Annotated in this window: 18 protein-coding genes and 1 rRNA gene; 13 read left to right on the top strand and 6 right to left on the bottom strand. The window is 67.9% G+C overall.

Annotated features, from left to right (window positions below; all coding sequences use genetic code 11):
- Positions 1-95: ribosomal RNA gene (gene rrf, locus Q0A27_RS09705) — 5S ribosomal RNA — on the top strand; the annotation flags it as partial.
- 107 nt (positions 96-202) lie between these two features.
- On the opposite strand, the gene Q0A27_RS09700 is transcribed toward rrf, so the two are convergent.
- Positions 203-922, bottom strand: a complete 720-nt coding sequence (locus tag Q0A27_RS09700; RefSeq protein ID WP_291474973.1) for a response regulator transcription factor — start codon at positions 920-922, stop codon at positions 203-205.
- Positions 919-2172, bottom strand: coding sequence for an ATP-binding protein (locus Q0A27_RS09695; RefSeq protein ID WP_291474971.1), 1254 nt, complete (start codon positions 2170-2172; stop codon positions 919-921). The genes Q0A27_RS09700 and Q0A27_RS09695 overlap by 4 nt, the downstream gene beginning before the upstream one ends.
- A 124-nt stretch (positions 2173-2296) precedes the next feature.
- Here Q0A27_RS09695 and Q0A27_RS09690 point away from each other — a divergent pair, with 124 nt between their 5' ends.
- Entirely contained in the window at positions 2297-3475 is a 1179-nt protein-coding gene (locus Q0A27_RS09690; RefSeq protein ID WP_291474969.1) for a PspC domain-containing protein, read from the top strand.
- Here Q0A27_RS09690 and Q0A27_RS09685 read toward each other — a convergent pair.
- The 3 genes from Q0A27_RS09685 to Q0A27_RS09675 are packed head-to-tail and all read right to left on the bottom strand — an operon-like array spanning position 3447 to position 6156.
- Complete coding sequence (locus Q0A27_RS09685) at positions 3447-4199, bottom strand: gamma-glutamyl-gamma-aminobutyrate hydrolase family protein (protein ID WP_291474967.1); 753 nt, start codon at positions 4197-4199, stop codon at positions 3447-3449. The two genes, Q0A27_RS09690 and Q0A27_RS09685, sit on opposite strands and share 29 nt — an antisense overlap.
- Positions 4200-4220: 21 nt before the next feature.
- Positions 4221-4886, bottom strand: coding sequence for an XRE family transcriptional regulator (locus Q0A27_RS09680; protein WP_291474965.1), 666 nt, complete (start codon positions 4884-4886; stop codon positions 4221-4223).
- Between the two features lie 46 nt (positions 4887-4932).
- Positions 4933-6156 carry an FAD-binding oxidoreductase gene (locus Q0A27_RS09675; RefSeq protein WP_291474963.1) on the bottom strand — a complete coding sequence of 408 codons (1224 nt, stop codon included), beginning with the start codon at positions 6154-6156 and terminating at the stop codon, positions 4933-4935.
- Between the two features lie 130 nt (positions 6157-6286).
- Here Q0A27_RS09675 and Q0A27_RS09670 point away from each other — a divergent pair, with 130 nt between their 5' ends.
- The 11 genes from Q0A27_RS09670 (at position 6287) to Q0A27_RS09620 (ending at position 17277) form a co-directional block, all read left to right on the top strand.
- Positions 6287-7534 (top strand): allantoate amidohydrolase, encoded by a 1248-nt coding sequence (locus Q0A27_RS09670; RefSeq protein WP_291474961.1) that lies wholly within the window; start codon positions 6287-6289, stop codon positions 7532-7534.
- Positions 7535-7637: 103 nt separating this feature from the next.
- Positions 7638-8774 carry a tyramine oxidase subunit B gene (locus Q0A27_RS09665; protein WP_291474960.1) on the top strand — a complete coding sequence of 379 codons (1137 nt, stop codon included), beginning with the start codon at positions 7638-7640 and terminating at the stop codon, positions 8772-8774.
- A gap of 119 nt (positions 8775-8893) precedes the next feature.
- Positions 8894-9496 (top strand): dimethylamine monooxygenase subunit DmmA family protein, encoded by a 603-nt coding sequence (locus tag Q0A27_RS09660; protein ID WP_291474958.1) that lies wholly within the window; start codon positions 8894-8896, stop codon positions 9494-9496.
- A complete protein-coding gene (locus Q0A27_RS09655) occupies positions 9493-10470 on the top strand; it encodes a PDR/VanB family oxidoreductase (RefSeq protein WP_291474956.1) in 978 nt (325 codons plus the stop codon). Before Q0A27_RS09660 ends, Q0A27_RS09655 begins: the two co-directional genes overlap by 4 nt.
- Positions 10467-11480: a DUF3445 domain-containing protein gene (locus Q0A27_RS09650; protein ID WP_291474954.1), complete on the top strand. Its 1014-nt coding sequence runs from the start codon at positions 10467-10469 to the stop codon at positions 11478-11480. Before Q0A27_RS09655 ends, Q0A27_RS09650 begins: the two co-directional genes overlap by 4 nt.
- Before the next feature lie 98 nt (positions 11481-11578).
- Entirely contained in the window at positions 11579-11965 is a 387-nt protein-coding gene (locus Q0A27_RS09645) for an ethanolamine utilization protein (RefSeq protein WP_291474953.1), read from the top strand.
- 12 nt (positions 11966-11977) lie between these two features.
- Positions 11978-12460 (top strand): dimethylamine monooxygenase subunit DmmA family protein, encoded by a 483-nt coding sequence (locus Q0A27_RS09640; RefSeq protein WP_291474952.1) that lies wholly within the window; start codon positions 11978-11980, stop codon positions 12458-12460.
- On the top strand, positions 12457-13410 hold the full coding sequence (locus tag Q0A27_RS09635) for a PDR/VanB family oxidoreductase (protein WP_291474951.1): 954 nt from the start codon (positions 12457-12459) through the stop codon (positions 13408-13410). Before Q0A27_RS09640 ends, Q0A27_RS09635 begins: the two co-directional genes overlap by 4 nt.
- Positions 13407-14471 carry a DUF3445 domain-containing protein gene (locus Q0A27_RS09630; RefSeq protein WP_291474949.1) on the top strand — a complete coding sequence of 355 codons (1065 nt, stop codon included), beginning with the start codon at positions 13407-13409 and terminating at the stop codon, positions 14469-14471. Before Q0A27_RS09635 ends, Q0A27_RS09630 begins: the two co-directional genes overlap by 4 nt.
- A gap of 129 nt (positions 14472-14600) precedes the next feature.
- Positions 14601-15863, top strand: a complete 1263-nt coding sequence (locus Q0A27_RS09625; protein WP_291474947.1) for an ammonium transporter — start codon at positions 14601-14603, stop codon at positions 15861-15863.
- A gap of 67 nt (positions 15864-15930) precedes the next feature.
- Positions 15931-17277: an ammonium transporter gene (locus tag Q0A27_RS09620; protein ID WP_291474945.1), complete on the top strand. Its 1347-nt coding sequence runs from the start codon at positions 15931-15933 to the stop codon at positions 17275-17277.
- Here Q0A27_RS09620 and Q0A27_RS09615 read toward each other — a convergent pair.
- The gene (locus Q0A27_RS09615) at positions 17255-18685 is read right to left on the bottom strand and encodes a CitMHS family transporter (protein ID WP_291474944.1); all 1431 of its coding nucleotides are present in this window, start codon (positions 18683-18685) and stop codon (positions 17255-17257) included. The genes Q0A27_RS09620 and Q0A27_RS09615 overlap by 23 nt on opposite strands.
- Positions 18686-18786 lie beyond the last annotated feature (101 nt).

The following is an 18786-nucleotide window of genomic DNA, read 5'->3' as shown; positions in this document are numbered from 1 at the left end:
TCACGCCCGGTCCCTTTCCGAACCCGGAAGCTAAGCCTGCCTGCGCCGATGGTACTGCACCTGGGAGGGTGTGGGAGAGTAGGACGCCGCCGGCATTCATCGTGATATTGAGGAGTGGGAGAACGATCTTCGGATTGTTCTCCCACTCCTCTTCTGTATAGGCGGACAGTTGACGTGACCGGTCGGATGGTCTCTGGCCGTCTCACCCCAGCCGGTTGTCGGAGACCCACCGGGACAGCTGATGACGGTTCGTCTGCTGGGTCTTGCGCAGGACGTGGGAGACATGGGTCTCGACCGTCTTCACCGAGATGAAGAGACGCTCCGCCATCTCCCGGTAGGTGTAGCCACGGGCAAGCAGTCGCATGACCTCCACCTCGCGCGCAGTGAGATCGTCGATCAGCGCAGACTCGGCGTCCTCGACGGGGGAGCCGCTGTCCGGGGGAGCAACGGCAGTGCCGTTGCTGCCGCCCCCGGCACTTCCACCCGCGGCAAAGGCATCGAGTACATAGCCGGCGAGCCTGGGCGAGAAGACGGCGTCCCCGTCGCCGACCCGTCGTACCGCGTCCGCCAGCTCGGCGATGGCGATGCTCTTGGTCACGTACCCCCGGGCCCCACCGCGGATGAGTGCTATCACGTCCACCGGATCGTCGGAGACACTCAACCCCAGGAACCGTGGCCTCTCGGGAGAGTCAGCGAGCAGACTCGTCAGCACCGCCAGCCCACCACCGTCAGGCATGTGTACATCGAGAAGGACCACGTCCGGGTCGGCAGAGCGGATCCCGGCCACAGCGTCGGAGACGGAGCCGGCGTCCCCGACCACGGTGATGTCGGGGACAGCCTCAAGCTCTGCGCGGACTCCCGACCGGACGATCGCATGGTCGTCGACCAGGTAGACGGTGGTCACTGCGTCCCGTGCGGTCACTGGTCCTCCTCCGAAGGAATGTCGAGGCCCAGGGTGACCTCGGTGCCGAAACTACCGGAATCCACGGCGACTCTGCCGCCTACGTCGCGCATCCGACCGATCACGGAGCCCCGCAGTCCGTGCCGGTCCGCCGGGACCGCCTCCGGATCGAAGCCACAGCCACGGTCACGGACGAAGACCTCGACCCGTCCGGCCCCGACTTCGCAGTAGACATTGACCTCGTCACAACCGGAGTGCTTCGCCGCATTGACCATGCACTCCCGTGCGGCCTGCAGCAGCGCCATCAGCGCATCGTCGACCGGGATATCCTCCCCTACGGTCACCGGCCGGATCTGGACGCCGTACACGTCCTCCACCTCCCCCGAGGCGACCCGCAGGCCGCCGAACAGTGTGCCGGTCGAGACGGATTCCCCGGCCCCGAACAGCCATTGCCGCAGCTGCCGTTCCTGGGTGCGCGCGAGTTTCGCGATCTCCGGTTGATCCGACTGCCGCTGGATCACAGTGAGTGTCTGCAGCACCGAGTCGTGGATCCGCGCCGCGATCCGCGCCCGCTCCTCCGTCGCCGCCCGGTCCCGGGCTGCGGCGTCAGCGGTACTCCACAGTTTCAGCCACAGCGGGATGAGCACGATGAGAACACCGACCACCAGGATCACCGCGGCGATGAGGGCCGGGAAGAACGACCCCGACCCAGCACCACCCCAGGTGCGCCACGCCCAGAATCCCAGGCCGGCGGTGATGAGCAGCAGCCCGCCGAGCATGCCCGTCCACTGTGCGGCACCAGGGGAGCGTGCCGCTGTCCGACCGGCGGTGCGCGTAGGTATGGACAGCTGGTCCGGCCCGAAGGTCCGCCACACCATCACTCCGCCACCGAGCACCAGGATGGTGGTCACGCCGACGGTCACCGAGAACCCCACACCCACCACGCACAGCACCAGAGCCAGCGGGACCATCAGCCGGTCGATCGCCCGGGTCGGCCGGGTCACCGCGGCGGCGCGTCCGGCCGACAGCGGATTCGTGGCCTCGGCGACGGTGGGCACCTGCCGCGTGAGGACGCGCAGTGCCACGTAGGCGACCGCACCGATGCCCACGGCGAGGCAGGAGACGACGAAGACGAGGCGCACGGTCGTCGCGGCGACGCCGAGATGCGCACCCAGCCCCGCGCAGACACCGGACAGGACGCGTCCCTCCCGCACCCGGATCAGTTCAGGTGCCGGGGGAGCCTGTCGTTCAGGCACACTGGTGGTGGTCATGGACTCCAGAGTGCCAGCCGAGCACCCGCAGCACATCAGGGACCACCCTGAGAGCGGTTTCCGGGTGAGGAATCAGGGTGCTCCCCGATGTGGTGGAGTAGGTGCCGGACGCAGGATGGGACACATGGACACGTCAGACGACAAGACACAGAACTTCGAGACCCAGGCCCGCCGGATGTGGAGGACCCGGCCGGTCAGACTTCCCCGCTCCCAGTCCCCGAACACCTGGTTCTTCGGTGTGTGTGAGGGCATCGCGGTCCGCTACCAGGTCTCGCCGACCCTGGTCCGCCTGGTGGTCGGCCTCAGCGTCACCCTCGGTGGTCTGGGCCTGTGGTTCTACCTGGTGGCCCTGCTGGTCATGCCGCGCTACGGCGTGCCGCTGTCCCCGGCGGAGGTGCTGCTGAAGAACGAACGCGACCCGCGCTACACCCCCGACCGCGAGGTCGGAGTGCGCACCCTGGTCGTCGGCATCATCCTGCTGGTCCTCGGCGGATTCGGCAGCAGCGGCGTCACCCTCGGCGGTGTCGTCGGCGGCGTGGTCGTCACCGCGGTGGTGTGGTGGCTGCTGCACCAGCGCCTGCCCGTTCCACCCTCGGGGCTCACCACCGCTGTCGCCTCCGGGCAGGACGCCACCTACCGCGGCGTCGATCTCGGGACACTGACCCCGGCGGAGGGGTTCACCCCGCCGCGCACCACCCCGCCCTCCTGGGATCCGCTGGGTACCGCCCCCTTCGCCTGGGACCTGCCGGAACCGCCGGAGCCCACCCCGCCGACCCGACCCCGTCGCAGCGCCTGGCGTCGACTCGGGGGTGTTCTCCTCGGCGTGCTGCTGGCACTGGTGCTGGCCTTCGTCGCCCTGGTCGCCGTGCTCGGATTCGGCGGTGGCCATGTCAAGAACGAGGACACGGACACCACGAGCACGCGTCGGTTCACCGGCTCGACGGTCACGGTGCAGTCCCTGGAACAGGACCGCACGGTGAAGGCCCTGTTCGCCGACGTCGACGTCGACCTGCGGGACCTGGACTTCCCGACCGACCGGGAGGACGCCCGGGTCATCGTCGACAGTCGGTTGAGCAGTGTCGATGTCGTGGTCCCCACCGAGACCGACGGGTCGTCCTACCTGCTGCGGGTGGACTGTGCCGAGGTGGCGGCCAGTGACGTGGACTGCGAACAGCTGGACGGAACCGTCATCCCCTCCGGCACGGAGGACAAGGCCGACGACTCAGACCCGGAGCACACACTCACCGTCGAGGTGCAGTCCACACTGTCGGAGGTCAGGATGCGACAGCGTCAGGCCGGCTGACCCGGTCCAACTGACCGCGCATCCGCTCGAGCAGCGAGGTCAGCTGGTCCACGGCCACGTCGGGGTGCTCGGGGTGCCACTGCACACCGGTGAGCGGGGCGTCCTCGTGGAGGACCGCCTCGACCACCCCGTCGCCGGCGCGGGCGACGACGGTCAGTCCGTCACCGAGCTCTCCGACGGCCTGGTGGTGGGTGCAGCGCACGGGGGACGCAAGGTCGAGGCCGTCGGCGTCGGTCCCGGGGACCGGCACGACCGTGGTGGTGACGAAGGGGTCGGCGCCGGCGTCCCGGTGCCGGCAGTCCGGGGGGAGGTGCTGGACCAGGGTGCCCCCGAAGGAGACGTTGATCAGCTGCAGTCCGCGGCAGATGCCGAGCAGTGGGGTGCGGCGTGCCACGGCGTCCCGGATGACGGCGATCTCGGCGATGTCGGCGGCGGGACGGTGCAGCCCGGCGTCCTCGTAGTCGGCGCCCGCGCCGTAGAGGGTGGGGGTGACGTCCTCCCCGCCCATGACGATGAGCAGGTCGGCGTCCCGGGCCGCGGCGAGGGCGGCATCGGCACCGACCTCGCCCGAGGCGGTGAAGTGGACGCTCCACCCCAGCGCATCGACGGCGGCACGTACCCCGTCATTGAGGACGCTGAGGAGGTCGTGGAACTCGGGCGCATCAGGCCGGGCGGTCAGCGGGTGGAACACCTCGACAGAGGGCACTGAGGGGAGAGCTGTCATGGTCGGTGCTCCTTGGTGGGGTCAGTCGGCGGATGCGTCGGTGGTGTCGGAGGGATAGGCGGTGATCGCCAGGAATCGGATGGGCAGTTCGGTGAGCTCGGTGGGGCCGTGGACGCCTTCGCCGTCGAGGAGGAGGGCGTCGCCGGGCTGCATCCGGTAGTCGGTCTCCTGGTATCGGTAGGTCATGTCACCGTCGAGCATGTAGAGCAGCTCGGTGCCGGGGTGCTGGAAGCGGGGGTAGGTCTCCGAGCGGTTGTTGAGGGTGACGAGGACCGGCTCCAGGTGCGGGCCGGAGGAGGAACCGCCACGGCCCCGGAAGGAGCCGAGGAGTTCGTAGATGTGGTTGTGGCGGGTGCCGCGACCGTCGATGAGTGTCCCCTTGCCGGCCGGGGTGTAGGCCACCGGACGCTCGACCGTGGAGTCCTGGAAGAGTGTGGCGACCGGGACGTCCAGTGCGGCGGCGAGGTGCGCCACCGAGGTCAGTGAGCAGGAGGTCTGGGCGTTCTCGATCTTTGAGAGCATCGCCTTGGACAGGCCCGCCCGCTCCGACAGGGCGGCGACCGACATTCCCCGGGAGGTACGCAGGGCGCGGACCCGGTGGCCGAGGCCCACCTCGATCGAGTGGTCCTCCGCCGCGTTCTGCGGATCGGCGAGCTCGTGGTCCGGGATACCAGGCTGGGGTGTCATGGCAATGATCGTAGCTGTAACCCCGGTAAACCACAGGGGAAGAGGATCAGCGCATCTCGCCGGCACCGATGTACGGGTGCAGGCTGCGGGTGAGATCGCCCTCGGCGAAACGGGACAGGCGGAAGTCCGAGGCCGGGATGTCCGGGTCGGAGGACTCGCCATCGAGCAGGAGGTCGGCGACGAAGTCAGCGACGGCCGGGGCGATCTTGAAACCGTGGCCGGAGAAGCCGACGGCGAGGAAGAGTCCGTCGGTCCCGGAGGGCCCCATGATCGGGTTGTAGTCGGGGGTCGTGTCGTAACAGCCGGCGTAGGTACTGGTCAGTCCGGGGTTCGGCATGTCCGGCAGGCGGTGCATGAGCTTGCCGATGGTCCATTCGATGAAGTCGTCGTCGGCCTTGTTGGGGTAGTTGTCCGGGTCGGCCCAGTGGACGTCGTGGTGGTCTGAGTTGCCGCAGAGGATGTCGCCGTTGGGCTCGCCGGCGAGGTACTGCAGGCTGACGAGGTCGGAGAGCACCGGAACGTGGGGGAGCGGCTCGCCGGGGTCGACGAGCATGAGCTGGGCGCGCTGGGCACGCACCGGGATGTCCAGGCCGATGGTCTCGCCGAGCTGGGCGGCCCAGGCGCCGGTGGCGAGGATGACCTGGCCCGCACCGATGGTGGAGCCGTCGTCGAGGGTGACGCCGGTGACCCGGGCCCCGTCAGCCCCGGACTCCCGGGTGAAGCCGGTGACGGTGGTACCCTGGCGGATCTTCGCACCCTGCTGTCGGGCGACGACGGAGAAGGCCATGCCGAGCATCGGGGCGTCGCCGCGTCCGCCGAGGGGCTCGTAGGCGATCTTCGCGAAGTCGTCGACATGCAGGCCAGGCCATAGCTCGCGGGCCTTGTCGCCGCCGATGAACTCGACGTCGATGCCGAGGCCCTGCTGCATGGCGATGGTGGCTTCGAGGTTGTCGACGTTCTCCTCGCCCACGGCGACCATGTAGCCGCAGTTGCGGAAGCCGCAGTCGTCGCCGAGGATCTCGGGGGCGTCGTGGAAGAACTGTGTGCCCTTCCAACCCATCTTCGCCACCGAGGGGGTGCCGTAGTGGGCGCGGACGACACCGGAGGACTTGCCGGTCATCCCGCCGCAGAGTTGGTCGCGTTCCAGGACGAGGACGCTCTTCTCGCCGCGGGAGGTCAGTCCCCAGGCGATGGCGAGGCCTTCGAGGCCGCCGCCGACGATCACATAGTCGTAGGTGTCTGTGCTGGTTGTGGTGCTTCCGGTGCTCATCTGCTGTTGTCCTGTCTGGAAGTGGCGCGTATGCTGGACCAAGATTCTTGGCGTGAATCCGTGACAACTGAGATGAAACACGAACTGTGTTTCCGGAATGTAACGACAGGAAGAACGCATGCTAACTGATGTGCCTGAAACTGCCCTGACCACCTTCCGTGCCATGTGGGACGACCTCGACCGGATCGGCGTCCACCCGACCGGCACCCGCCGCTACTCCTGGACCGCGGAGGACGCCGCCCTGCGCGGGTGGTTCACCGCCCAGGCGTCCGCCCGGGGGATGGAGGTGCACACCGACGCCAACGGCAATATCCGTGCCTGGTGGGGTGGGCGTCCTGCCGACGGACAGGCCGGGGTCGTCACCGGATCGCACCTCGACTCGGTCGCCGACGGCGGGAAGTGGGACGGTCCGCTCGGCGTCCTGCTCGGTTTCCTCGCCGTCGACGCCCTCGCCGCCGCCGAGGAGCGTGGGGAGTTCACCCGCGCCCGGCCGGTCGGTGTCGTCGACTACATGGACGAGGAGGGGACACGTTTCGGTGTGGCCTGCCTCGGCTCCAAGCTCATGTCCGGTGCGCTGGATCCGGACGCGGCCCGTGCGCTCACCGACGGCGACGGGGTCAGCCTCGCCGCGGCTATGCGTGCCGCCGGGGCGGACCCGGGCCTCATCGGTCGGGACGACGCCGAGATCACCCGCTCCGGGGTCCAGGTCGAGGTGCACATCGAGCAGGGTAAGCAGCTCGTCGGGCTGGAGGCGCCGGTCGGTGTGGCCTCGGCGATCTGGCCGCACGGCCGGTGGTCCTTCACCTTCGTCGGTGTCGCCGACCATGCCGGTACCGCGCGTCTGGTCGACCGGAAGGACGCCGCCCTGCCCTTCGCGTCCACCGTGCTCGCCGCCCGCGCGGTCGCCGAGGAGCTGGATGCCCGCGCCACCTTCGGACGCTTCCATGTCGAACCCGGCGGGCCGAATGTCATCCCGGCACGGGTGGTCGCACTGCTGGATGCGCGCGCCGCGACCGATGACGTGCTCACCGAGATGGTCGACCGGATCGCCGTCGCCGCCCGCGAAGCGGGTCAGGACCATGGCGTGGCGGTGACAGTGGAGCAGGTCTCGCACGCCCCGGTCGTGGAGTTCGATGAGGACCTGCGCGACCTGCACGGCAAGCTCGCCGCCGAAGCGGGGGAGTATCTGCCGGAGGTGCCGACCCAGGCCGGGCATGACTCCGGCATTCTCGCCCCGGTCATGCCCACCTCGATGCTCTTCGTCCGCTCGCCGCACGGCATCTCCCATTCTCCGCTGGAGGACGCCGCGGACGCCGATGTCATCGCCGGTCTGCGCGCGCTCGTCCGGTCGTTGGCGGTACTCGCCGGAGATGATTAACGGGTCCGAAACAACTCGTTGACGGTCCGGAAAAAGGCCCTCCGTAAGTTTCCTAGTGTTCAACGTTAGAAACCACAGGGAACCAAACAAGGAGAACCCCCGAATGACCATCGACGGCACCGCCATCAACTTCCGCTACCTCAGTGAGCCCGACATGATCGAGGCCGGCGTCACCGACATCGCCCGCTGCGTCGACGTCATGGAGGAGACCCTCATCCTGCTCAACAAGGGCGACTACATGATGGCCGGTCTCAACCACAATTCCCACGGTGCGATGATCTCCTTCCCGGAGAAGCCCGGGTTCGAGGGCATGCCCGCCGACGGTCCGGACCGCCGCTTCATGGCGATGCCGGCCTACCTCGGCGGCCGCTTCAACAACACCGGTGTGAAGTGGTACGGCTCCAACGCCGAGAACAAGAAGGACGGACTGCCCCGTTCCATCCACGTCTTCGTCCTCAACGACACCGTCACCGGTGCCCCGAAGGCGATCATGAGTGCCAATGTCCTCTCCGCCGTGCGCACCGGCGCGGTCCCGGGTGTCGGCGTGAAGTACCTGTCCAACCCGGACTCGAAGGTCCTCGCCGTCGTCGGCCCGGGCGTCATGGCCAAGACCAACACGGACGCCATCATGGCGCTGCGTCCCGGCATCGAGACCATCAAGGTCAAGGGTCGTTCCCAGCGCGGTATCGACGGTTTCGCCGCCTACATCAACGAGAAGTACCCGTCCGTGACGGTCGAGGGCTGCGACTCCATTGAGGAGGCCGTGAAGGGCGCGGACATCGTCATGGCGTCCACCACCACCGATGCGGCCGGCCCGTCCGCCTTCCCCTACTTCAAGGAGGAGTGGCTGAAGCCGGGCTGCCTCGTCGCCGCCCCGGCCGCCGCCCGCTTCGACGATGAGTTCCTCTCCGGTAATGCCCGCCTGGTGCTCGACGCCTACGGTCTCTACGAGGCCTGGGAGGAGGAGTACGGCGACCAGGCCTTCGTCCTGCTCGGTATCCCGGGCACCAAGTGGTACGACCTGGCCCGCGAAGGCAAGCTCGACAAGTCCAAGATCGAGGTCGTCGCCGATGTCGCCGAGGGCAAGGCCCCGGGCTGGGACCCTGAGACGGTGACGATCTACTCCGTCGGCGGCATGCCGGTCGAGGACGTCGCCTGGGCGACCGACCTCTACGCCACTGCCGAGGAGAAGAACATCGGGCAGGTGCTCAACCTGTGGGAGAAGCCCGAACTGGCGTAGGTTGCCAGCGTAAGTTGCCGGTGTAGGTTGCCACGGTGTTTCGCGAGCCGCCCGGGGACGTCACCGTCCTTTAACCGGGCGGCTCACGTTATGAAACGGCAGGTCATGACAATGAACTCATGACAGCGACCACCACAGACACCGCCCCCGCACCGCCGGCCACCAGCCTGCCCCGCTGGTCCGATACACCACCACCCGTCGACGACACCTCCAGTGAGCAGATGCTCGTCCGTTGCGACGGGGACGCCGGGGCCGGAGACCACTGGCTCCGTGAACTCCGCGCCCGCGGCATCGAACCACTCCAGGTCCGTGTCCGCGCCCCGCGGGTCACCGCCCCGACACTGCTGCGTCCCGGCACCGACCGCGGCCTCACCGGACTACCCCAGCTGCACCGCATGCTCGATACCGCCACCGTCGGCCTGCGTCTGCTGGTCACCGGCACCGAATGGCAGGTCCTCACCGTCACCGCCACCGCACTGGAGGCCGGGATGCTGCGCTCCGAGATCCGGGCCGTCGCCACCGCCCCGGGCATCTCCGGGGACGCCGTCCCACTCATCGTCTTCTGCGCCCACTGTGAGGCGGAAACCCTCTCACCGGCGTCGTCCCCCGGCACCACGGTCCGCTGTGCCGGCTGTGGACGCCTGCTCGACATCCACCCGCACGTCAACAGTTCACGGGCCCGCTACCTGGGGTCCGACGCGACGGCAGGGGCACTGACATGACTGCCGGCCTCCCCACCTCCCGCGTCGCCACGCTCGTCGTCACCGCCGTGGAACGGCCCACTGACCGGGTCCGCGTCCTCCATCTCGCCGCACCGGACGGCGGCGTCCTCCCCGGCTATTCCCCGGGTGCGAACCTGCAGCTCAACGCCGGCGGGAAGTGGAACTCCTACTCCCTGACCGGCCTGGGGGTCGCCCCGTCGGAGTACTGCGTCGGCGTCCTCGACCAGGGTGGCGGGTCGCGCTGGATCCACGGGAATCTCGCCGTCGGCAGCGAGGTCGAGGTCCGCGGCCCGGAGAACGCCTTCGCCCCCGACCTCAGCGGCCGCAGGGTCTTCCTCGTCGCCGGCGGCATCGGCGTCACCCCGATCGTCGCCTACGCCCGCGCCGCCGTCTTCCACGGCTGGGACCTGGAGGTCGTCTACAGCCACTCCGCCCCGGAGGACGCCTTCGCCGCGGAACTCCGCGGGCTCACCGCCACCGGCGGAGGTCGATTCACCGAGGTCAGCCACCGCGACGAGCTCACCGCCGTGCTCACCGACCGTTTCCAACGCCAGCCGTTGGGCACCCGCGCCTACGCCTGCGGACCCGAGGGCATGATCGAGCTCTACCGCAGCGTCGCCGCGAGCCAGGGCTGGCCGGACGAACGGCTGCACTGGGAGCACTTCGGCGTCGCCGACCTGCCGCCCGGCAGTGCCTTCGAGTACCGCGTCGCCGGGGACCCGGACGGGCGGACACGCCGGGTGGAGCCCGGTGTCAGCCTGCTCGACGCTCTTCTCGACGAAGGGCGTCCCGCGCCGTACCTGTGTCGCCAGGGCGTGTGCGGGCAGTGCCGCCTGGAGGTCGTCGCAGCCGTAGATGACCTCGACCATCGCGACCATGTCCTCGATGACGCCGAGCGCGAGGCCGGCGACTGCATTCTCACCTGTGTCTCCCGGGGAACCGGGACCGGAATCCTGGAGGTAACCCTGCCGTGACCACTCAACCGGCCGACCGACTCGCCGCCTTCCCCTGGCCTTTCAGCGACGGTGAACGCACCTTCCGCTACTCCGTCAACGTCGGCGAGGCGCGGCTCCCGCAATCCACCGCCGCCGGCGAGTGGGGACGCCACATCGTCGCCATCGACGAGGACTACCCCGACCTGATCGCCGCGAGGGAGAACGTGCTGCGCGCGGACCCCGGCCGGCTCGCCGTCGCCGACCACATGGGTCCGGCGTGCTGGGACGTCATGCTCTGGCTGATGACGCAGCTCGCCGCCGACCATCCGGACGTCATGCACCTCGACCGGACCGGCGAGGGGACCGGGGCGGGAGAGTACCGCTGGCGTAACGACCTGCTCGACATCGACCGCACCTTCTGCGTCGGCGACGGGACCTCCCTCGGTGAGAACCCGCTGCTGTTCATCGGACGTCAGGTACCCGAGGACCTGCTGCTCGCCACCGAACGGGAGGGGCAGATCTTCCTCGACGCCGGGCTGGTGACCTTCGCCAACGACTGGTCGGTGAAGTTCGACGTCGGCATGAGCTTCGCCGAAATCCACGGGCCGATCCCACGGTTCACCGGCGAGGGGATCACCTCGCGCGCGGAGAAGTTCATGATGATGATGACCGGTGAGCAGACGTTCCGCCGGGTCAACTGGACCTTCTCCGGGATCGGTTCGAAGCGGATGGACGCGTCCCTGGAGACCTACGACCGCTGGGGCTGGGAACCGGCCCGGATCGTGGCGGACAAGGACTGGGGACGCATCCAGCTGCGTATCGAACTCGAGCACTTCGTCCGCCTGCCCGTCACCGGCGCGCACCTGTTCAGTATCCGCACCTGCATGCTCTCGCTCGCGGAGATCGCGACGGTGCCGGAGTGGGCGGAGCAGCTCGCCGACATCGTCGAGGAACTGCCGGCGGATATCGCGACCTACAAGGGTTTCGTGGACTGGCGGGACGAGGCGATGGCGTGGCTGCGCGCCACGGCCGACAGTTGCAGGAACTGATTCAACGTTTACCAACCGGAAACTGACCTGAGACCGCCGGGCAAAAGAAGCGCCATAAGTTTCTCAGTGTTCAACCCAATCCACCAAGGAGAGATCCAGTGTCTGAACCCACCGTCACCACCGTCGACCCGTTCCTCGTCACCAAGGGCTTCCATGAGACCCTGCCCCAGATGCCCGTCGAGGAGTACCCCGGCACCGAGGGCTTCATCGACGACGTCTACCGCGACCCGTCCGAATCCTCGCTGTGGTCCGGCTACTTCAAGCTGAACCACACCGATGCCCCGCTGGACTATCTCTACACCTACAACGAGATGAAGGTCGTCCTGCAGGGCACCTTCCGCCTGGAGAACGTGGACACCGGCCAGGTCGAGTACGCCGGTCCGACCGACGCCATCTTCTTCCCCCGGGGTTCCCGCATCCTGTTCTCCACCGAGGACCCTTTGGCCCTGGCATTCTACGCCCGCTGCGAAGACCTGCCGGAATAGGAGGGTCCCACCGTGCCCGTCCAGATGTCGACGACGACCGTCCCGCGGTTCACCGCAGGTACCGGTTCCGCTGTGTCCGGAACACCCGGGCGTCCCACCGACGCCCGCTACCGCGACCACGAGGTGGAGATCCCCGCCGGGGACTTCACCACCACCGAGGCGGAGCTCCGGGAGCTGTGTGCGACAGCCGTTGTCGGGGACAGGGTGCATCTCACCGGCCCGGAGAAGGAACTGTTCCGGGCCGCCGCCCTGCTGCGGGAGCTGGGTTTCGACGATGCCGAACTCACCCTCACCTGCACCACCCCGGGAAGCCCGTTCACGGACCCGGACCTGCGCCGGGTGAACTGCTGCCACTGCCACACGGTCTCGGTGCACCCCGTCGCCGTCGGCGACCCCGTGGACTGCCCCGGATGTGGTCGCAGCCTCGTCGTCTACCACCACTTCTCCCGCCGTACCGCCAGCTACCTCGCCTTCACACCTGAGGAGGAGTCATGACCCTCTCGATGACCGTCGCCGCCGTCGAACCGGTCACCGCGGACATCCGCCACGTCGTCCTCGTCACCGGTGGGAAGCTCCCGCCCTTCGACGCCGGCAGTCACATCACCGTCCACTGGACCGGCGAGGACGGCACCACCGGTGCCAACGCCTACTCCCTGACCAACGACGGCGCCGGTCCCACCACCTACGAGATCTCGGTCCGTCGTGATCCCGCGGGCGCCGGCGGTTCGCGGTGGGTCCACCGGCTCGAGGTCGGTGAGCGGGTCACCGTGACCCGTCCGCGCAGTCTGTTCCGACGGGTGAACACCGCCACCCGTGAGGTCCTCGTGGCCGGTGGCATCGGCGTGACCCCGATCCTGTCGCATGCCCGCGACGCCGCGCGGTGGGGACGTCCCGTCGACGTCATCTACTCCCACCGCCCTGACGCCGCAGCGCACGCCGAGGAACTCCGTGACCTGTGCGACCGGACCGGCTGCACCTTCACCGAGGTCGGCGCGACGGAGGAGACACAGGCCTCCTTCGACCGCGTCCTGTCCTCCAGTCCGATCGGCACCCACGCCTACATCTGCGGCCCAGGCCCCATGATCGAGACCTTCCGGGCCCGCGCCGCCGGGTACCGGTGGCCGGCGTCCCGGGTGCACTTCGAGGCCTTCGCCGCCCCGGAACTCGACGCCGGCGAACCCTTCGACGTCATCGACGCGGCGTCGGGCCGCAGCATCAGCGTCCCGGCCGGTGTCAGCGCACTGAGTGCACTGGAGGACGCCGGCTACCGCGTCCCCAACATGTGCCGGCAGGGGGTGTGCGGCGAATGCCGCCTCTCCGTCACCGCCGGCGTCCCCGTCCACCGTGACATGGTCCTCACCGACGACGAGCGCGCTGCCGGTACCTCCTGGCTGCCGTGCGTCTCCCGATGTGGGGGCGAGACCCTGGAGGTTGCACTGCCATGACCATCACCGACGGTGTCTACCGTCAGCCGCTGCCGACGTCCCGCGGGGACGCCCTGTCCTCGCTGGCCGGTTTCCCCTTCCCCTTCCCGCACGAGACCTACCGTTACAGCGCCAATGTCGAACCGGCCGGACAGCCGCGCCATTCCGCCGCAGGTCAGTGGGGTGAGACGGTGATCGACATCGACCGTCACTACGCCGCCGAGCTGCGGGAGAAGGACCGCGTGCTCACCGTCGACCCACAGCGCTATGCGGCACTGCCGCGGATGATCTCCGCCGAGTGGGACGCCCTGCTCGCCGTTCTCAATGAACTCTCGTCCGTCTACCCGCACCATTTCACCCTCTCGGGCACCGGCGATGAGAGGCACTGGTCGAACCGGTTGTCCGACCCGCCGGTGGAGCAGGACTTCACCGTCGGCGACACCTCGACCCTGCCGTGCCCCCCGCTGGAGTTCGCCGGACGCCAGGTGCAGGAGGACATCGTCCTGCTCGCCGAGCGTGACGGCATGCTCTGGGGTGACTCGATGGTCGTCACCTTCGCCGCGGACTGGTCACCGGCCTTCGACGCCGGGATGAGTTTCGCGGAGATCCACGGCCCGGTGCCGAGGGTGCACGAGGCCGGGATTGTCGACCGCGCCCAGACGTTCATCATGGGCCTGCAGCCCGGCCAGCGGTTCCGGCGTACCAACTGGACGTTGACCGTCGACGGTCGACTGGACACCGGCACCGAGTCCTACCCGGAGTGGGGACCTGACCGGCTCAGTGTCGTCAACGGTCCGCTTGCCGAGGTCGGTGACCGGGTCTTCCTGCGCGTCGAGGTCCAGCATCTCATCCGGCTGCAGTGGTCGGGCGCGGTGATGTTCCTCATCCGTACTTATCTGGAGCCACTGAGTGCGATCGCCGAGATCCCGGAGTGGGCGCTGCGGGTGCGCGACGTGCTCGCCGAACTGCCCGAGGACATGGCCGGGTACAAGGGCGTCGACCGTACGCGCTGGCCGGCGGTCGAGTGGCTGGAGACCCACGGGGGAGTGGACGCGTCCTCGCGTCCTGCCGTAGGCGACTGAATCCGGTAACTGATATTTAACTCCTGTCACCCACGGGAAACACCGGTCGTACGGACCGGAAATGAACGCCTTTTACCTTGATAACCGACCGTTTCACCGAAACTACAGAGAAACTACAAGGAGCTGACAATGGATGCTGCTTCCGTCGCATGGATCCTGACCGCCACCGCGCTGGTCCTGCTGATGTTCCCCGGCCTCGCCATGCTCTACGGCGGCATGCTGTCCGGCCGGAGCGTCATCAACATGATGATGATGGTGATGAGTTCACTGGCGGTCACCACCGTCGTCTACGTCATCATCGGCCACGGACTGGTGATGGGCGAGTCCCAGGGCGGACTGATCGGTAACCCGCTGGACTTCTCCTTCTACAGTGACCTCGTCGCCGACGACGGGGAGGGGACAACGATCTCCGCGGCCTTCTTCATCCTCTTCGCCGCGATCTCCGTCGCCCTGGTGTCCTCCGGTGCCGCCGGGCGCATGAAGTTCGACGCCTGGATGGGCTTCGCCGCGATCTGGGCCATCGTGGTCTACGGTCCCGTCGCCCACTGGGTCTTCAACCCGGACGGCTGGATGCTCGCCGATCTCGGCCTGCACGACTACGCCGGTGGTACCGCGGTCCACATGAACGCCGGTGCGGCGGGACTGGCGCTGGCCATCTTCCTCGGACGCCGCAACATGGAGAAGAGGGAGAAGCCGCACAACCTCCCGATCATGCTCATCGGTGTCGGCATGCTGGCCATGGGCTGGCTCGGCTTCAACGGTGGTACCGCCGGTGCCGCGGACTTCCTCGCCCAGTACGTGGTCATGACCTCCATCCTGGCCCTGGCCGGCGGCATGCTCGGATTCATCATCATGCAGCGCATCTTCGAGGGCGCGTACACCCTCATGGGGCTGGGCACCGGTGCGATCGCCGGTCTGGTCGCGATCACCCCCAGCGCGGACGCCCTCAACCCGGTCTGTGCGGTCATCGTCGGTGTGCTCGGTTCCGCCGGTGCCTACGGTGCGATCGTGCTGGCCCGGAAGTTCGGCATCGACGATTCGGCCGACGTCTTCGCCGTCCACGGTGTCGCCGGTATGGTCGGCGCGATGTTCGTCGTCTTCGTCGGCGACCCGGACACTCCGGCCGAGCACGCCGGTATCTTCTTCGGCGGCGATCTCGACATGCTCTGGCGTGAACCGGTGGCCATCATCGTCACCGTCGGCTACAGCTTCTGCGCCACCTACGCCATCGCCTGGCTGATGAACAAGGTCCACCCGATCCGTATCACCGCCAAGGACGAGAGCATCGGTATCGACGCCGCCGTCCACGACGAGGTCGCCTACGACAACGAGGCCGACAGCGATGCCGCCGACCGGGAGATCAGCACCGGTACCGACTACACGGTGAGATGACCGCCGTAACCTCCGGGTAATCTGCGGCAGACCTTCCCGAAACGCGTGTTTCCTACTGTTTAACTCCATGAGTGCAGCTGACATTGCGTGGATGTGTACCGCTTTCGCCCTGATGCTCCTGATGTTCCCGGGGCTGGCGATGCTCTACGGAGGAATGCTCAACGGGCGCAGCGTCCTCAACATGATGATGATGGTGATGACCTCACTGGCGGTCACCGTCATCATCTACGTCCTTGTCGGGCACGGGCTGGTCCTGGGTGAATCCGCCGGTGGGGTGGGGATCATCGGCGATCCGGCCAGCTTCTCCTTCTTCAGCACGCTGACCAGCGACGACGGAGCGGGGACAACGGTCACCACGGCCTTCTACACCCTGTTCGCGGCGATCTCGGTGGCCCTGGTCTCCTCCGGCGCGGCCGGGCGCATGAAGTTCGACGCCTGGATGGGCTTCGCGGTGATCTGGGTGCTCGTGGTCTACGCCCCGGTCGCCCACTGGGCCTTCGCCGACGACGGCTGGTTCCGCACCGTCCTCGAGGTCCACGACTACGCCGGCGGTACCCCGGTGCACATGAACGCCGGTGCCGCAGGCCTGGCACTGGCGATCTTCCTCGGACGCCGCGCCGAGCACGACCAGCGTCCCCACAACCTGCCGCTGACACTCATCGGTGTAGGCATGCTCGCTATGGGCTGGATGGGCTTCAACGGCGGTTCGGCCGGCGGGGCCAACTTCGTCGCCGAGTACACCGTGATGACCACGCTGCTCGCTCTGGCCGGCGGCATGATCGGCTACATCGTCATGCAGCGCATCGTCGACGGTTCCTACACGCTGATGGGTCTGGGCACCGGTGCGATCGCCGGACTGGTGGCGATCACCCCGACGGCGGACGCGGTGGACCCGGTCTTCGCGATTCTCGTCGGCGTTGTCGGCGCCGCCGCCGCGTTCGGTGCCGTCCGGCTGGCGCACAGGTTCGGGATCGATGATTCGGCGGACGTCTTCGCCGTCCACGGTGTCGCCGGTATGGCGGCCGCGATGCTCGTGGTGTTCGTCGGTTCACCGGACGCCCCCGCCCACCACACCGGCATCTTCCACGGCGGCGGCTGGGACCTGGTGTGGCGCGAACTCGTCGCCATCGTGGTCACCGTCGGATTCTCGTTCTGTGCGACCTACGCGATCGCCTGGCTGATGGACAAGGTCAGCCCGATCCGCATCACCGCCAAGGACGAGAGCATCGGCATCGACTCTGCCGAGCACGCCGAGCAGGCCTACGACGGGGACGCCGTGCCGGTCACGGAACCGTCCACGGGGCTTCCCACGGAGCTCCCCACGGAGGTGGTGGAACAGATCAGGGAGCTGCTGCGTTCCACATCCACCGGCCGCGACACCGCGTCCCGGCCTATCCCACGTGGAAGGGGATGACACCGAACAGGATGCCGACGGCGAGCATCACCAGGGAAACCACGACGGCCCGCCACAGCACCTTGCGGTGGTGGGCACCCAGGCCGACATTGGCCAGGGAGACGAGCAGGAGGATGGCCGGGACCAGGGGGGACTGCATGTGGACCGGCTGACCGGTGATGGAGGCCTGGGCCATCTGCACCGGCTCGATGCCGTAGTGTGCGGCAGACTCCGACAGCACCGGGAGGACACCGAAGTAGAAGGCGTCGTTCGACATGAAGAACGTGAACGGCATCGACAGCAGACCGGTGATCGGGGCGAGGTAGCCGCCGAGGGAGTCCGGGATGACCGTGGTGATCCACTCGGCCATGGCGTCCACCATGCCGGTACCGGACAGGACGCCGACCAGGCAGGCTGCGGCGAAGACCATGCCGGACACCGCGACGATCGAGCTGGAGTGGGCGACCATCTCGTGGGCCTGGTCCTTGACCTTCGGGAAGTTGACGACCAGGGCGATCGCCGCACCGACCATGAAGACGTAGGCGAGGGGGAAGATGTCCATCACGAGCAGGACCATCACTGCGACGGTGAGGATCAGGTTGAACCAGATCAGCTTCGGACGCAGCGTCTCGCGGTCGGGGTTGAGCATGGTGCCAGCCATCGTGGTCTGGTCGGAGTCTGCGTCATCGCCGCCACCGGAGGCACCGGCCCCGACGGTGGCCGGGACGCCGACCGCGCCGAGACGCTTACGCTCGGCGAGCCCCAGCATCCAGGCGAAGCCGAGACAGACGGCGACGCCGGCGATGAGCGAGGGGATCATCGGCACGAAGACCTCGGAGGGCTCCAGGCCGAGGGCGGCGGCGGCACGGACCGTCGGACCACCCCAGGGCAGGATGTTCATGGTGCCGTTGATGAGGCCGGCGACACAGGTCAGGACAACAGGGCTGATGCCGAGGCGCAGGTAGAGCGGCAGCATGGCGGAGGTGGTGATGATGTAGGTGGTTGAACCGTCGCCGTCGAGGGAGACGGCGCCGGCGAGCACGGCGGTTCCGAGCACGATCTTCGCCGGGTCATTGCCGAGGAGCCGGGTGATGACCCTGATCAACGGGTCGAAGAGTCCGACGTCGATCATGATCCCGAAGAACATGATGGCGAACATCAGCAGCGCTGCAGTGGGTGCCATGTCCTTCACCGCGTCGATGATCATGTCGCCGAGGCCGAGTCCGGCACCGCCGATCAGTCCGAAGACGGTGGGCACCAGGATCAGTGCCAGCATAGGGGTCATCCGCCCGGTCATGATCAACGCCATGAACGTCAGGATCATGAGGAATCCGAGGGCGACGAGGATGCCGTCGGAGGGGGTGTGGCTCAGGTCGTAGCCGGCCTCTGAGGCGTCGGCGGCGAGTGTGAGAAGGCCGGTGGTGGACATCTCTGCTCCTCCTTGAGTGTGTCAGTATGTGTTGCGGGGAATGTCGGCACTCTAAAGTGATCCGCCACACAGCACGACCGTTGTGCGCATTAGTCGGGGTT

This window comes from Corynebacterium sp., assembly GCF_022712275.1.
Lineage (GTDB): Bacteria > Actinomycetota > Actinomycetes > Mycobacteriales > Mycobacteriaceae > Corynebacterium.
Note: the sequence above shows the minus strand (reverse complement) of the source record. Positions and strands in the feature narration are given on the sequence as shown.